General features: G+C 74.3%; 13 protein-coding genes. 7 read left to right on the forward strand and 6 right to left on the reverse strand.

Going from position 1 to position 15159, the window contains the following annotated elements:
• Positions 1 to 3162, reverse strand: a 3162-nt coding sequence (locus IH45_RS01000000143465; protein WP_199810655.1) for an amino acid adenylation domain-containing protein, incomplete at its 3' end; no start/stop codon positions are given.
• Positions 3163 to 3310: 148 nt separating this feature from the next.
• Between IH45_RS01000000143465 and IH45_RS0111600 the strand changes: the two genes are divergently transcribed.
• The gene (locus tag IH45_RS0111600) at positions 3311 to 4540 is read left to right on the forward strand and encodes an amidohydrolase (RefSeq protein ID WP_030665619.1); all 1230 of its coding nucleotides are present in this window, start codon (positions 3311 to 3313) and stop codon (positions 4538 to 4540) included.
• Positions 4541 to 4639: 99 nt separating this feature from the next.
• On the opposite strand, the gene IH45_RS0111605 is transcribed toward IH45_RS0111600, so the two are convergent.
• The gene (locus IH45_RS0111605; protein ID WP_030665621.1) at positions 4640 to 5641 is read right to left on the reverse strand and encodes an ABC transporter substrate-binding protein; all 1002 of its coding nucleotides are present in this window, start codon (positions 5639 to 5641) and stop codon (positions 4640 to 4642) included.
• A 169-nt stretch (positions 5642 to 5810) separates the two neighbouring features.
• On the opposite strand from IH45_RS0111605, the gene IH45_RS0111610 reads away from it, so the two are divergent.
• Positions 5811 to 6605 (forward strand): ABC transporter ATP-binding protein, encoded by a 795-nt coding sequence (locus IH45_RS0111610; RefSeq protein WP_030665624.1) that lies wholly within the window; start codon positions 5811 to 5813, stop codon positions 6603 to 6605.
• 78 nt (positions 6606 to 6683) lie between these two features.
• On the opposite strand, the gene IH45_RS0111615 is transcribed toward IH45_RS0111610, so the two are convergent.
• Positions 6684 to 7904, reverse strand: coding sequence for a glycosyltransferase (locus IH45_RS0111615; RefSeq protein WP_030665627.1), 1221 nt, complete (start codon positions 7902 to 7904; stop codon positions 6684 to 6686).
• Positions 7905 to 8282: 378 nt separating this feature from the next.
• On the opposite strand from IH45_RS0111615, the gene IH45_RS0111620 reads away from it, so the two are divergent.
• The 3 genes from IH45_RS0111620 (at position 8283) to IH45_RS0111630 (ending at position 10158) form a co-directional block, all read left to right on the forward strand.
• Positions 8283 to 9050, forward strand: a complete 768-nt coding sequence (locus IH45_RS0111620) for a 2OG-Fe dioxygenase family protein (protein WP_107058622.1) — start codon at positions 8283 to 8285, stop codon at positions 9048 to 9050.
• Positions 9051 to 9224: 174 nt separating this feature from the next.
• Positions 9225 to 9887 carry a HemK2/MTQ2 family protein methyltransferase gene (locus IH45_RS0111625; RefSeq protein WP_030665632.1) on the forward strand — a complete coding sequence of 221 codons (663 nt, stop codon included), beginning with the start codon at positions 9225 to 9227 and terminating at the stop codon, positions 9885 to 9887.
• A complete protein-coding gene (locus tag IH45_RS0111630) occupies positions 9868 to 10158 on the forward strand; it encodes a CDGSH iron-sulfur domain-containing protein (protein ID WP_030665634.1) in 291 nt (96 codons plus the stop codon). The genes IH45_RS0111625 and IH45_RS0111630 overlap by 20 nt, the downstream gene beginning before the upstream one ends.
• Before the next feature lie 60 nt (positions 10159 to 10218).
• Here the strand turns inward: IH45_RS0111630 and IH45_RS0111635 are convergent, their stop codons facing one another.
• Positions 10219 to 11196, reverse strand: coding sequence for an iron-containing redox enzyme family protein (locus tag IH45_RS0111635; RefSeq protein ID WP_030665637.1), 978 nt, complete (start codon positions 11194 to 11196; stop codon positions 10219 to 10221).
• A gap of 230 nt (positions 11197 to 11426) precedes the next feature.
• Positions 11427 to 12620, reverse strand: coding sequence for an FUSC family protein (locus tag IH45_RS0111640; RefSeq protein WP_050514755.1), 1194 nt, complete (start codon positions 12618 to 12620; stop codon positions 11427 to 11429).
• Between the two features lie 337 nt (positions 12621 to 12957).
• On the opposite strand from IH45_RS0111640, the gene IH45_RS0111645 reads away from it, so the two are divergent.
• Complete coding sequence (locus IH45_RS0111645) at positions 12958 to 13200, forward strand: hypothetical protein (RefSeq protein WP_030665643.1); 243 nt, start codon at positions 12958 to 12960, stop codon at positions 13198 to 13200.
• A 139-nt stretch (positions 13201 to 13339) separates the two neighbouring features.
• Positions 13340 to 13996, forward strand: a complete 657-nt coding sequence (locus tag IH45_RS0111650; RefSeq protein ID WP_030665646.1) for a hypothetical protein — start codon at positions 13340 to 13342, stop codon at positions 13994 to 13996.
• A gap of 85 nt (positions 13997 to 14081) precedes the next feature.
• On the opposite strand, the gene IH45_RS0111655 is transcribed toward IH45_RS0111650, so the two are convergent.
• Positions 14082 to 15146, reverse strand: a complete 1065-nt coding sequence (locus tag IH45_RS0111655) for a cytochrome P450 (RefSeq protein ID WP_030665649.1) — start codon at positions 15144 to 15146, stop codon at positions 14082 to 14084.
• Between the last annotated feature and the right edge of the window lie 13 nt (positions 15147 to 15159).

Genomic DNA, 15159 nt, shown 5'->3' on the forward strand with positions numbered 1-15159 from the left:
CCCGGCCCCCTCAGCCGCCCCACCACACCCGTCCGGACCGGCAACTGCCACCCCGACACGCCCGCCCGGACCGGCAACTGCCACCCCACCACACCCGCCCGGACCGGCAACTGCCTCCCCGACACGCCCATCCGGACTGGCAACCGCCTCCCCGACACGCCCATCCGGACCGGCAACCGCCGCCCGCAGCACCGCATAAGCCTGCAACCGCTTGCCCTGAGGGGTGTCCCGGGCGATCACCGCGGCCTGCGCCACGGCCGGATGCCGGGCCAGGACGGCCTGGATCTCGCCGAGTTCGATGCGGAAGCCGCGGATCTTGACCTGGTCGTCGGTGCGGCCGAGGAACTCGACCGTGCCGTCCGTCCGGCGCCGCACCAGGTCCCCGGTGCGGTACATCCGGGCGCCCGGCTCGCCGTGCAGCGCACCGTACGGGTCCGCGACGAAGCGTTCGGCGCTCAGGTCCGGCCGCCCGAGGTAGCCGCGGGCCAGGCAGGCGCCCGCCACGTACAGTTCGCCGGTCACGCCGTCCGGCGTGGGCCGCAGGCAGGAGTCGAGGACGTAGACCCGGGAGCCGCGCACCGGCCGTCCCTCGGGGGCCCGCCCGGTGGCACCGCTGCCGGCCAGGTCCCCGTCCCCGGCTCCGTCCCCGGCTCCGTCCCCAGCACCGCCCCCGGCCTCAGGCGCCGTCCAGTAATACGCGTCCACGGTCGTCTCCGTAGGCCCGTAGAGGTTGACCGCGTGCAGCCCCTCGGTCGCGGTCAGCCGCTCCCACAGCGGTACGGGTACGGCCTCCCCGCCGACGACGAGCACGGCCGGGTGGTGCCGGCCGTCGTCCAGCAGGCCCTCGGCCAGCAGGGCTTCCGCGTAGGAGGGCGTGACATCCAGGTAGTCGATGCGGTGCTCGTCCACGTACCGGGCGAGCGCGGCGGGGTCGCGGTACGCCACGTCGTCCAGCAGGTGCAGCTCGTGCCCGTGCACCATCCACAGCACCGGGTCCCAGGACGCGTCGAAGGCGAACGACGCGCTGTGCGCGACCCGGAGCCGTTCCCGGCCGGTGCGGGCGACGGCGGGTGCGACGTGGTCGCCGCCGTGCCCCGCGTACAGGTTGGCGAGCGAGGCGTGGCCGACCACGACGCCCTTGGGGCGCCCGGTCGAGCCGGAGGTGTGGATGACGTAGGCGGCCTGGCCGGGCGCGGGCGGCGAGGCGGGCGCGTCGGCGGGCTGCGCGGCGAGCGAGGCGGCCGTTCCGGGGTCGTCCAGCGTGACGACGGGCAGGCCGTGCGCCGGAAGTCCGGCGAGCGTCGCGGCCGTACCGATGACGCACACGGGCCGGCCGTCTTCCAGTACGGCCAGTGTCCGGGCCGCCGGGTGCCCCAGGTCGAGCGGCTGGCAGACGCCGCCCGCCTTCAGAACGGCGAGCAGCGCCGCCATCATGTCGGTGCCGCGCGGCAGCGCGAGGGCGACGGGCCGCTCCGGTCCGGCGCCGAGTCCGGCCAGCAGATGGGCCAGCCGGTTGGCGGCGGCGTCCAGTTCGGCGAAGGTCAGCGCGCTGTCGCCGGTGCGGACGGCCACCGCTCGCGGGGTGCGGGCGGCCTGCTCGGCGAAGTACTCGGGGAGGGTACGGGTGGCCGGCGCCTCGGTACGCCCGGCCGTGACCCGGCGCACTTCGGCCGGGTCCAGCAGATCGACGGTACCGATGGGGCGGTCCGGGTCGGCCAGCAGGAGGTCGGTGAGACCGTCGAGGTAGCGCAGGAACGTCGCCTGGTGTCCGGCGAGTTCGGCGGGCGCGTACCGGTCCGCGTGGGCGTCGAGGCTGATGCGCAGCCCGCCGTCGGCGGCGGGTACGGCGGTGACGGCCAGGTCCTCCACCGGTCCGGCGGCGAGGTTGTGGACGGTGCCGGGCAGCCCCGCGAAGTCCAGGTCGCCGTCGAACGGCTTGATGTTGACCATGGGTCCGGTCAGCGGCGTACCGGCGGAGGAGAGCGCGAGGTCGCGGCGGATGCCCGCCTGCGGGTAGCGCTGGTGGCGGCGGACCGCGCGGAATTCGAGGACGACGCGGCGCAGTAGTTGGGCGGCGGTGTCCTGGGGGCGTACGGCGATGCGCAACGGCAGCACATTGACGGTCATGGCCGGGGTGCGCAGCGCGGCGGGGCCGCGCCGGTTGGTCAGCGGCAGGCCGAGGACGACGTCCTCGGTGCCGGTGGCGCGGTGCAGGTGGCCCGCGGCCGCGGCGACGATCAGTTCGGCCCAGGTGGCCTTGGCCGCTTCGGCGGCCCGGGTGAGCCGGTCCAGGGTCGCGGCGGGCAGTCCGGTACGGGCGCGCAGCACGTCGCCCGCGGCGATGGCGTCGGCGAGGGAGGCCGCGGCGGCTTCCGGCGTACCGGCGGCGGCACCGGCCGTACGCCCCTCCCTCTCGCTCTCCCCGCCGCCCGGCACCCCGCCCGCGAGCGTCACCGGCTCCGGCCGCCCCGCCATCCGTCCGGCCCAGAACTCCCGGTCGGCCGTGTACTGCTCGCTGTCCAGGTACCGCTGCTCGTCGGCGACCAGGTCGCGCAGCGGTGCAAACCGGGTGGCCGGGGGCTCCTGTCCGGCGGCGAGGGCGGTGTAGACCTCGGCGACCCGCTGTCCGACCAGCTGGAGGGCGTACGCATCGACCGCGATGTGGTGCACGCGCTGGTACCACCAGTACCGGTCGTCGGCGACGCGGAACAGCGCCTGCGTCATCAGCTGTCCGGCCTCGCCCGGGTCGGCGGCGCGGGTGAGGTCGTCGCGCATCCAGTCGCGTGCCGTGGCCTCGGCGGGCCGGTTCCCGCCGCGCAGGTCGGCACGGTGCAGCAGTTGGTCGGCGGCGGGCGGTACGACGTGCTGCGCGGGTACGCCGTCCGTCTCGCGTACGCAGACGCCCAGCGTCTCGGCCTCGGTGACCGTGCGCAGCAGGGCGCGCTCGAACAGCGCCTCGTCCAGCGGCCCCTGGATCTCCACGACGTCCGCGGTGTTCAGCGCGGGGCTCTTGGGGTCGAGTTGACTCGCGTAATGAATGCCGGCCTGCGCGGTGAGGAGGGGGAACTCCTCGGGTCCCGCGGACCCGGGAACGCCCGGCGAAGGGGTGCCGGGGCGCGGCGTCGCCGCGGGGGCTGCCTGGTCGAGCGGACGCTGATGCATGTGTGTGACAACTCCCGGGGAGAAATCCGACCTCCGCGCACCGGCCGGCAGCCCGCGCGCAAACTTAGGGAAGCCTAAGTTATTTTTTACTCTTCTGTGGTGCCGCCGACCGCCGCGGGCACCGGCCACCGAGCCCGAAGAGGAGACGATGACGTCCGCCACCACCCCCACCCCCGGTCCCGCCGCCGCAATGGACGCCGTGAAGGGCGCTGCGAAGGACACCGCGAAGGACTCCGTGAAGGACACCGTGAAGGACGCCGTACGACGGCACATCACGGACCGGCGCGACGCCCTGCTGGACCTCAGCCGCCGCATCCACGGCCATCCGGAGACGGCCTTCGCCGAGCACCGCGCCGCGGCCTGGTGCGCGGAGCTGCTGCGCGAGCACGGTTTCGCCGTGACCGCGCCCGCCCACGGCCTGGACACCGCCTTCGTGGCCACCGCCGGGGCCGGCCCGGTCACGGTGGCGATCGCCTGCGAGTACGACGCGCTGCCGGACCTCGGCCACGCCTGCGGCCACAACCTGATCGCCGCGGCCGGTGTCGGCGCGGCGCTGGGCCTGGCCCCGCTCGCGGCGGAACTGGGCCTGACCGTACGGGTCGTGGGCACGCCGGCCGAGGAGCGCGGCGCCGGCAAGGCGCTGCTCCTGGAGGCCGGGGCGTTCGACGGGGTGGACGCGGCGATGATGGTGCACCCGTGCCCGTTCGAGATGTCCGACTTCCGGTCGTTCGCGCTGGGCACGCTGTCCGTCACGTACACCGGCCGCACCGCCCACCCCAGCCTCAACCCGCACGAGGGCCGTAACGCGGCCGACGCGCTGACCGTCGCCCAGGTCGCCCTGGGCCTGCTGCGGCAGCAGTTGCCGCCGCAGTGGCGGGTGCACGGCATCACGACCTCGGCGGGCTCCGCGCCCAACGCGATACCGGACCGCGCTACGGCCGAGTACGAGATCCGCGCGGAGGCCGCCGAGGACCTGCGCGAGCTGCGGGAGCGGGTGGAGGCCTGCTTCCGGGGCGGCGCGCTGGCGACCGGCTGCGAAGTGACCCTGGAGCGCCCGGAGCCCGACTACCTGGACTTCCGCGGCGATCCCGGGCTGATCGCCCTGTGGGAGGCGAACGCGCGCGCCCTGGGCCGGCCGGAGCCGGTCGTACGCGGGCCCTTCGCCTGTACGGACATGGGCAACGTGTCGCACGTGGTGCCCTCGATCCATCCCGTACTGGACATCAGCGGGGGCGCCTGCGGGCCGCACGAGCCGGAGTTCGCCGCGGCGGCGGTGTCACCGGCGGCCGAACAGGCCCTGCTGGACGGCGCGGTGGGCCTGGCCTGGACGGCCGCGGACTTCGCGTACGGCAGGAACGCGGGCGCGGCCGGGGCGTGACGGAGCGCCGGTGGCACCCGGGGGTGTCACCGGCGTCCGGACGGACGGCCCGACGGCCCGACGGCCCGACGGCCCGACGGCCGGACGGGCCGCCGCCGCTCAGGACTTGGTCAGCGCCTTGCTGATGTCGTTCATGACGACATCGCTGGCCAGCGGGCCGCCGCGGGTGGACCAGACGGAACCGTCGACGGTCGCCACGTGGTTCTTCCCGACCGCGCCCAGCTCCTTGTAGGCGGGCTTGGTCTGCACGTCCTTGAGGGCCTTCTCGCCGTCGGAGGTCAGCGTGGACAGGAACAGCCAGTCGCCGTCGATCTCGTTGATCTTCTCCAGGCTGAGCGACGGGGTGTGCGCGTTGCCGTCCTTGTTCTGGTTGGCGGGCCGCTTCAGGCCCATCTCCAGGGCGACGCCACTGGCGAACTGCTTGCGCTCCATCCAGCTCGGGCCGTCCTGGTTCCAGCGCACGATGGAGACGGCGGCGCCCTTGTTGGCGCCCAGCTTCTCGCCCGCCGCCTTGGCGGCCGCCTCGTGGTCGGCGATGACCTTGTTGGCGTCGTTCAGCTTGTTGACGGCGTTGCCGATGCCGCGGAAAGAGATCTTCCAGTCGTCGGTGGGCGCCATCGTCACCAGGGTGGCGGGGGTGATCTCGCGCAGCTGCTTGAGCACCTGCTCGTCCTGCATGTCACCGGCGAGGATCAGGTCCGGCTTGGCCGCGATGACCTTGTCCATGACGGGCTTGAGCAGGCCGCCGACGACGTCGATGCCCTTGACCTTGTCGGCCAGGTAGGCGGGCGGCTTGTCCAGCCCCTGCCCGTTGGTGATGCCGACCGGCTTGATCTTCAGCGCGAGCACCGCGTCCAGGTCCTCCTGGGTCAGCGTGACGATCCGCTGCGGGTGGGCGGGAACCTGGACGACCTTGCCGGTGGCGTCCTTGACCGTACGGGTCTCGCCGGACGCCGCCGCGTCCTTGCCGTCCTTGTCCTTGGCGTCCGCGCCGGCGTCCGAGCCGCAGCCGGTCAGCAGCAGCGCCGCGGCCCCGAGGCCGGCGACGGCCGCGGCGGCACGGCGTCGGGTGGTCAGAAGTGGGCGGCGGGACACGGTCATCGGGGACTCCGGGTTCAATGGGACACACAGTGCGGACGGCGTACAACGGGCTGCCGGAGGCAGCCCCATCTTGGCCGATTCGCGTTAAGGTTAGCCTTACCTTATGACAAATTGGCAAGAGGTGTGACCTGCCTGTGACCACCCTTGCCCCGGAGAAAGGCCGGCCGCAGTGGAACTCCGCGTCGAGCAGCTCACCGCCGGATACGCCGGACACCCGGTCGTCGACCGGGTGGACCTGACGGTCGGGTCGGGCACGGTGGTGGCGGTGGTCGGCCCCAACGGCTGCGGCAAGTCCACTTTGCTGCGCTGCATGGCCCGCCTCCACGAGCCGGAATCGGGGCGGGTGTTCGCGGGCGACGCGGACGTGTGGCGGCTCCGGCAGCGGGAGGCCGCCCACCGCATCGCCCTGCTCCCCCAGTCCCCGCAGGCTCCCGAGGCGGTCACCGTCGCCGGGCTCGTACGATACGGACGCCACCCGCACCAGGGCCTGTTCCGCCAGTGGTCGCGCGAGGACGAACGGGCCGTGACCCGCGCCCTGGAGCAGACCGGCACCAGCGGCCTGGCCGGCCGGCGCCTCGACCAGCTCTCCGGCGGCCAGCGCCAGCGCTGCTGGCTGGCCATGGCGCTCGCCCAGGAGACCCCCGTCGTCCTGCTGGACGAGCCGACCAGCGCCCTGGACATCGGCCATGCCGTGGAGGTGCTGGACCTGGTGCGCGAGGTCGCGACGGGCGGGCGCACCATCGTCATGGTCGTCCACGACCTCGCGGCGGCGGCCCGCTACGCCGACACGGTCGTCGCGATGCGCTCGGGCCGGGTGGTCGCCGCCGGCCCGCCGCGCGAGATCATCGACGCCGCCCTCGTGAAGGAGCTGTACGGCGTGGACGCGGAGATCCTGGCCGCGCCCTCCGACGGCTCCCCCGTGGTCGTACCGACGGCCCGCGCGGTGGAACCCGTACGGTCCTGACGGAGCGGCCACGGCCACGGTCACACACGGACGGGCCCGCCGTACGGCGGGCCCGTCCGTGTGTGACCGGAAAACGCCTCAGGCCACCAGCTTCTCCAGGTCGGCGACGACCTGCCCGATGTCCGGCAGGGCGAGGCTGGCGAGCTGCGCCCGACGGCAGCGCGCCGCCGTCTCGCGGTCGGCCAGCAGCTCCCGGCACACGGCGGCCACGGCGTCCGGGTCGGTGTCGGTGAGGTGCCGGCCGAGTCCCAGTTCCTGCACGCGTGCGGCGTTGGGCAGTTGGTCGCCGAAGTTCGGCAGCACCGCCATGGGCGTGCCCGTGCGCACCGCTTCGCGGATGCTGTTGTAGCCGCCGTGGGTGACGAACAGGTCGGCGCATTCCAGCAGCAGCGGCTGCGCGAGGCGGTCCGTCAGGTGGACGTGCGGCGCGGGCTCGACGCCGCCGGCCGGCTCGACGCCGCCGGTCGCCACCACGGCCGTGCACTCCAGCCGGGACAGACCCGCGACGATGGTGGCCAGCAGCTCGGCCGGGTCGGTCATGCCCACCGGCAGCGGGGCGCCCGGGGGCAGCACCTCGCGGAACATCGGCAGCGCGGTGCCCAGCGCGGCGAACACCAGCGGCCGGTCGGCGGGGAGTTCGGCGACCCAGCCGGGCAGTCCGGCGGTGCGGTCCACCACGGTGGTCTGGCGGTAGGCCAGCACGGTGGCCGGGAACTGCGCGAAGGAGTACGCGGCGGGCAGGTAGTCGAAGCGGCCGTGCGGGTAGAGCGACCCGGGCTCCTCCTGTACGGGCAGCCCCAGCTCCTCGCGCAGCCGGTTCAGCGCCGGGAGCAGCGCTGCCGGGTCGAGGATGTTGACGGTGCCCGCGGGAATGGGCAGCTGCGGGATGCCGAGCTGTTCGGCGAGCAGGCAGGCGCCGACGTCCATGCCGTCCCGGATGATCGCGTCGGGGCGGAAGTCCCGGGCCAGCTCCGCCAGGACGCGGTGGCATTCCAGGGCCAGGTCGCCGGTGAGGCGGTCGACCAGGATCTGCAGGTGCGCCTCGGGGTCGCCGTCCGGCGTGTCGGCACCCGCCGCCTCGGCGGCCTCGGCCGCCTCGGCCGAGGCCTGCCCCATCGCGCTGAAGTCGATGCGCGGCAGGATGGCCTCGACCGTCACGGCGTCGGCGGCGAAGACCGGCGCCACCTCGGCCGTCGTGACGACCGTGACCTCGTGCCCGGCGGCGGCCAGCGCACGGGCCAGCGGCAGCAGGGCTCGGCCGTGCGAGGGGGATCCGGTGGCGGTGCACAGGACGCGCATGGTGTTCCTCATTTCTGGGCCGGGGGGAGGTTCGATCACCGTAGAAAGCCGCGAAAACGCGTGTCAAAGACGGGTGACGGTATTCGGCGACATTGAGTCATTCCCGGGAGAAAGGGCTTGTGAAAGTGGGGTCGGTGTGAGCAATGGCGTACCGGGGGCGGGGCCGTCCCGCGCTCCGGAACGGCCCCGCCCCATGCCCCGCCCCGGGCTCGGTCCCACGCTCCGCCCCATGCCCCGCCCCGGGCTCGGTCCCGCGCTCCGCCCCATGCCCGGCCCCACGCTCCGCCCCCCGCAAGATGCGATCAGCGGCGGCCCGCCACACGATGGGACCACGCAGGCGCCGCGGCGCACGGCCGGCAAGGAAGGCGGACATCCGACGTGGAGCACATCGAAGAGCGCTCGGCGCCGTCCGGAACCGGCGGAGCGGCCGGGGCCGCGTCCCCGGTCGAGGCCGCCCGCTCGTGCCTGACCCACTCCGCCGTCTGCCTGATGTCCCCGGCCTCGGTACGGGAGCAGCTGGGCGCGGACGAGGAGGCCTGGGCGCGGTTCGCCGCGCACTGGGACGAGCTGGGCGAGGACCGGTACGCGGCCGAACGCGGCACCCGCAGGCTGCGCCGCTACGGCCAGTTCTCCCTCACCCCGGCCACCGGGGAGCTGGAGCGGCTGCCCCACACGCCGTTCGTCCAGCCGAAGGACACCAACCCGCTGTACGAGACGGTGGACCGGAACTTCGAACCGCTGACCGACGCGTTCGCCGCCGACCCGCTGCTGCGCCCGCTGTTCGACCTGCTGGCGCAGGCGGCGGCCGCGCTGGACGGCGCCGGGCGGTGGATCGTCAAGGTGCACCCGTTCCGGGTCGTCGCGACCGCCGACGACCCGGGCGACCCGACCCCGGAGGGGCGGCACAAGGACGGTGTGACGCTGGTGTCCTCACTGCTCGTCAACCGGGAGAACGCGGTCGGCGGCCAGAGCTGCGTCTACACGGACGACGGGCGCGAGTTGCTGTGCACCACCCTGCACCGGCCGGGCAGCCTGCTGCTGTCGGACGACCGGGACTCGCTGCACTGCGTCTCCCCGATCCAGCCGATGGACCGCTCGGAGCCCGCCTACCGCGACGTGCTGGTGACCACGCTCACCGCCGCATAGCCGGCACCTGCTGCCGGCCGGGGTACGTCCTCGTAACCTGTACGTCCTGGTAGCCGGTACCTCCTGCGGCCGGTACGCCCTGGTAAGCCGGTACGTCCTGCCTTCCCGCCCCGCGCTCAGCTGCGGCTTCATTCCGCGCTGCAAGAAAAGGTGTGACGGGGGTACCCGTGGCGGGTGTTCTTCATCAGACCGCCGGGCGTGTACGCGCCGCAGGAAGACACCGGGATGCTGGCCGCGGCACTCCGGCGGGAGACCCTGCGTCCGGGTGCGGAAGTGCTGGACGTGGGGGCGGGCAGCGGGGCCCTGGCGGTCGCCGCGGCCCGGCACGGGGCCGGGCGGGTCACCGCCGTGGACGCCGCGCTCGCCGCCGTACTCACCACCCGGTTGAACGCCTGGTTCGCCGGGCACCGGGACCGGGTGCGCGCGTACCAGGGCGACCTGCTGCGCCCGGTGGCCGGGCGCACCTTCGACCTGATCATGGCGAACCCGCCGTACGTGCCCTGCGCCAGGCCGGACCCGCCGCGCGGCGGCCGGGCGCGGGCGTGGGACGCCGGACCGGACGGCCGGGCCGTACTGGACCGGCTGTGTGCCCAGGCGCCCACGCTGCTCGCCCCGGACGGCGTGCTGCTGCTGGTCCATTCCGGCATCTGCGCTCCCTCCCGGACCGTGGAACTGCTGGCCGGGGCCGGGCTGAAGGCCGCCGTCACCGACCGGCGGTCCGTCCCCTTCGGGCCCGTGCTGCGGCAGCGCGCGCCCTGGCTGGAGGCCCAGGGGCTGACGGCTCCGGGCCAGGACAAGGAAGAGCTGGTGGTGATCCGTGCCCAGCGCCCCTCATGAGGAGCAGGAGCCGGTACGTGAACGCGCGGACGGCGGGCGCCGGGACGCGCGCCGGGTCGTGCAGGACCCCGGGGGCCCGGTGCTCATCGAGGGCCCCGTCGAGGTGGAACTCGACGACGGTACGACGGCCCGTTCGGACCGCCCCTTCGTAGCGCTGTGCAGGTGCCGCCGCAGCCGCTCCTACCCCTGGTGCGACACCAGCCACCGCGGGCGCAAGCGGCCTGCGGGGACACGCGCCCGGACCACCGGAGGCCCGGAAGGCAGCGGTTAGCCCCGCGTCACCACCCCGTCGCCACCCCGCGTCACCGACGATCAGGACACGCTCAGGGCATCACAGCGGGGCGAACAGCGAGGACTCCCCGGCCGCCCACGCGCCGAGCAGGTGCTCGCCCAGCCGCTCCTCCAGCAGGTCGGTGGCGGCGATGCCGAAGGCGACGTCCGGTGCGAGGGCGGGCTCCTCGCGCAGCAGCCCCCGTACGACCTGGTGGCGCACCAGCTGTTCGTGCACGGCGTCGGCCTCGACGTGCTCGGCGTAGAAGTGCACAGCGGCCGGTCCGGCGCCCAGCCGTTCCAGCGCCTGCGCGAGGCGGCGCGAGCCGGGTGACGAGGTGACCTCCACCCAGGCGAAGTGGCCGACCAGGGAGCCCCGGTGCGCGCGGTGCAGCCCGAAGAGCGACATGAGGTTGTTGACGGCGAGCATCTGCCGCGGACAGACGCCCAGGTAGCGGCCGTAGGCGGGGTCCAGGCCGAGATCGGCCAGAAGATCGGCGAAGAGCCGGGAGTGCACCCGCTCCGCGCGGCCCGCCCCGAACTCGTCGTACTCCACCGCCATCATCCCGGCCTTGGCCTGGCCCCACAGGCGCGGCACCACCCACAGGTGGGGGTCGGCCTCCTTGAGGTGGTACAGGGACCGCTGGGCCGCGTACTCGCGCAGGTGCCACAGCTCGCCCTCGTCGCGCAGGAAGTACGAGACGCCGGTACCGTCGGCCGGCTCCACCAGCAGACCGTCGAGCAGCTCGGTCACTTCGCCCGGCCGCGGCAGGTCCGCGCGCAGCGCGCCGAGGAAGCCCTTCTCCAGGGACGCCCGGAAACGCAGCAGCTCCGGGTCCCACTCCCAGGTGTCGGGCACGGCGTCGAAGCCGCGGTAGTGCAGCTCGTAGCAGAGGGCCAGGGCGAGGTGCAGATCGTCGCCGTACGGATCGGCCGCGGCCACCGTACGGGCGTCCGGCAGCCGTACGGTGCCGGGCAGCCGCTCCAGCGCGGAGACGACCGCCGCCGACAGTTCTCCGCGTGCCGGAGGGCGTTGCACGTCGCGGTCCTTCCCTTCACCCGACCGGGGGCACGGTGTGCGCGGTGTGGCCGTGGGCCGTGGGCCTTCAGGTGGCATGCCGTCGGGCCGTGTGCCGGATGCCGTGTGGCTCACGGGTGCCCCGGGCGTTCCGGGGAAAACGCGGGGCCCGCCCGTACGCGCGACGGGTGACCTGCCCGTACGCGCGGCAGGTGCCCCTCGCCCGCCTCGCCTCCCCTCCGCCGCGAAGGTCACCCGGCCCGCCGCTTCTCCTCCTCCAGTTCCCCGGACACGTCCGTCCGGGCGAAGTTGGTCAGCTCGTACAGCAGCTGCTTCATCTCCACGAGCAGTTCGCCGCCGGCCGCGGCGGCCGCGGGGTCGCCCAGCCGCCGGAACTCGTCCGCCAGCTCGTCGTACAGCTCCTGGGAGCGGCGGCGGGCCGCGCGGTAGCGCTTCACCGCTTCCGCCCGCTCGTGGTCGGCGAGCAGGTCCGCCTCGGCCTCGCAGAGCGTCGCCGCCTCGTCCGCGAGGTCGGCGTAGCGCCGCAGGAACACGGCGCCGGGCGTGGTCAGACGGGCCCGTTCCCCGGAGGTGCCCGACAGGGTGCGGGTGATGGCCGCGAGGTGGTCGGTGGCGCGTTCCCACACGGTGTCGGCCTTCTCGGGCGGCGGCGGGGGCGGTCCGGTACGGCGCAGCCGGAAGCCGGGGTTGAAGCGGGAACTCTCGGCGTTCCACTGCCGCGCGCTGGCCAGCGCTTGCAGCACCTGGCCGAGGCGGCGCGCGCGGTCGTGCCAGCCGGCCGCGTCCGTCGCGGTCCACTCCCCGTCGCGCAGGCCCCCGGCCATCGTCCGCAGCAGCGCGGCGGACTCCCGGGGCAGGCGCCGGAGCTGGTCGTGCACGTTGCGCAGGTGCACCGGCGGCAGGACCAGGGCGTTGACGGCGACGCCGATGACCGCGCCGATCATGGTCTCGACGAGCCGGTGGCCGACCTCGGTCAGGGAATAGGCGCCGTAGGTGATGACGAACAGGGCGGTGGTCGCCCCGTAGATGCCCTGGGCGCCCAGTCTGCGGTGGGTGCCGGCCAGCGTCATCACCGGCAGCGCGAGGAGCATGGCGCCCAGCGTGCTGCCGTCCGTCGCGGCCATCGCGGCGGACGCGAGCAGCGCGCCGAGCACGATCATCACGAGCTGCTGGAGGCCGGACCGCAGCGAGCGGTAGACGGTCGCGTCGACCAGCGCCAGCGCCGTCCAGGGGGCCATCAGGGCCAGCGGCGCGTTCAGCCACCAGCCCGTCAGCGCCCAGGCGACGGTCGCCGCGCCGGCTGCCTTCAGCGACTGGACGACGGTGTCCCGCTCCGGCCCGGAGTGCCGTACCGCGGCCCGCACCGTCCGGCCGACCGCCGTCACCTCCCACCACAGCCACTGCCACGCGGCCGCGCCCCGCACCTTCGCCAACTCCGCCTCCCGGGCCACTCCCGCGCTGGTCAGGGCCGGGCGGCGCCCGGCGGTACGGCGCGCTGGGTACCCATGATCGGCGGGAGTAGTCGTGCGGCGGCGCCGCGCGGACGCGCCGCCTTCGAACACGTCCGCCGCCCTCTCGGCCGCCCGGGTGATCCCCCGCCCCCGTAAGGGTGGTCACACGGACCGGAGCGCTTCGCGAGCGCGTCCGTCCGCATTGACTTGGGTGCGCACCCACCGCGCTCCCGTTTGCCCGCCTCCCGCCTCCCGCCTCCCGCCTCCGTCTCCGTCACCCGTCTCCGACCCTCGTGGAAGTCTCGTTCTGATGCGTATTCGTTCCGCCGTCATCACCGCGGTCGCCGCGGCCGGTGCCGCCGCCCTGGTTCCGCAGCCCGCCGTCGCCTCCTCGGCTTCGAGCCCGGCGGTCTCCTCGCTGACCGACTCCAAGGCCGTGCAGCTGCTGCGCATCCCGTTGAGCGAGCGCAACGTCGAGCTGGCCCTGGACAGCGTCGAGACGCTCGCCCGGCCGCTGAACATGGAGAAGGGCGCTTCGTTCACCGGGCGGTGACGTCCGGCGCCCGCAGGGCGCACACACGTACGAGTCGCCGCGCGCGTGTGCGCCCCCGTCTGCGCCTGTCCGCCCCCTCGCCCCGGCGGGACCGTGGTGGACGAGACCGGTTCACCGGCCCGTCGACGAGGAGAGCGAAGTGATCCACATCAGTGAGACGCTCATGCTGCAGACGGTCGAGGAGTTCTTGACCACGGAGGAGATCTCCCGGCTGGTCAAGATCATGGACAGCGAGGCGGCCGGCTGGCGGCCCCGCCACCAGGCCGAGGTGCTCGTGGCCCCGGCGACCGCGCACGAGGTGCTGGCCGAGGCCACCCTGCGGGCGCTGCCCGCGATCCGGCGCAGCATGCCGTCGATCGCCGGGTCCGGGCACTGGGGATACACCGAACTCGCCGTGGGCCAGGGCGTGCCGACCCACCTCGACGGGATCAGCAGCCCGCGGACCCCGCCCCGGCGCATCGGCCGGATCGGTGTGACGATCGCGGACGCGACGGAAGGCGGCCGGTTCTACATCGAGACGACGTCGGACAGCGCGCCCTGGACCGACACGCTGCTGGGCACGGCCGACGGGTACGAGCCGGGCACGCCGCTGAGCCGCAGCCTGCCGCACGGCCCCGCGGCCCACGAGGGGACGCCGCAGTGGCTGAGCGCGCCGCGCAAGAGCCGGTGGCTGACCGACGCCGGGCCGGGGGTGGCCGTCGCGTACGGGGCCCAGGTCATCCACGGCGTGACGCCGGTGCTCCGCGGCCGGGTGCGCAAGTTCGTCACCGATCTGGTGGACACGGCGGCGGCCTGACGGCACACGGTCCGGGTGCGTGCGGGTTCGCGGAGCCCGCACGGGGCCGCTCCAACGACCGGTGCGGGGCCCGCCGTTCGCCGGTTCAGCGGCGTACGACCGATACCCGCGACACCCCGAGCAGGCCGGCCAGCGGCACCTCCGCGGACTTCTGCTCCGGGCTCACCGCCAGCCCCTGCTCGCGCACCATGTCCAGCAGCCGTTCGGCCAGCGGCATGACCATGTGCCGTCCCCAGCACCGCTCGTTGGCGTGCCCGAATGGCAGGTAGCCGGGCTGGTCGTCGGCGTCGAGGGCCGCCCAGCGCTCGGGGCGGAACTCGTCCGGCGCGTCCCACAGGCGCGGATCGCGGTGGCTGAGCAGCGGGAGCAGCAGTACGTCGTCGCTCGCGCCGATCCGGTCGTCGAGGGCCGCGAACTCCGGTGACGCCACGCGCAGCAGGTTCCACGACGGCGGCAGCAGCCGCATGGACTCGTACAAAATGTGGCGGTTCGGTATGTGGTCCTCGAAAGGCGAGCCGAGCCAGAGCGCGTTGGCGACGAGCGTGGAGACGGTGAAGCACACCGGTGCCGCCGCACGCCGGTACAGGCCCATCGCGTACCGGCGGTCCCCGTAACCGGCCGCGGCGGCCGCGAGCCCGGCCAGCCGGGACACCGGCGCGCCGGCCCCCGGGCAGCCCGGCAGCGCCGCGCCCGCGGCGATCACGGTCCAGGTCAGTTTGGGCGTCCATTCCAGCTTGCGGTCCACGAGCACCCGCAGCCGCATGGGATCGGACCCGAAAACCAGGTCCCGCAGATAAAGGTGCGCCGTCCGCGGCCATTCCCCCGACAAGTCGGCGGCTGTGCCGCCTTTCCCGTCGGGCCCGGCCGGCTTTTCCAGTGCCGCGCGCACGTCCAGGGAAACGGCGCGCATGACCGCGGAGGATTCGGGGCGGCTGATGGGCCGGCCCTGGAGGGGTTTGAAGGTGGGCCGCTCGGCGGCGTTGGCCGGTCTGCTGCGCAGCACGGCGTCGATCAGCGCGGGTCCGGCGACGCCGACCGTGTCGGCCTCCAGCCGGAAGACGTCCGCGCCGCGGTGCTCACTGAGGAGCCGGCCGAGCCGCGGTGTGAAGACCGTGACCCGGTCGCTCCGTTCCGTACCGTACGTACGCATCGGCGGCCTCCGA

Source organism: Streptomyces rimosus subsp. rimosus, assembly GCF_000720725.1.
GTDB classification, from domain to species: domain Bacteria; phylum Actinomycetota; class Actinomycetes; order Streptomycetales; family Streptomycetaceae; genus Streptomyces; species Streptomyces rimosus_A.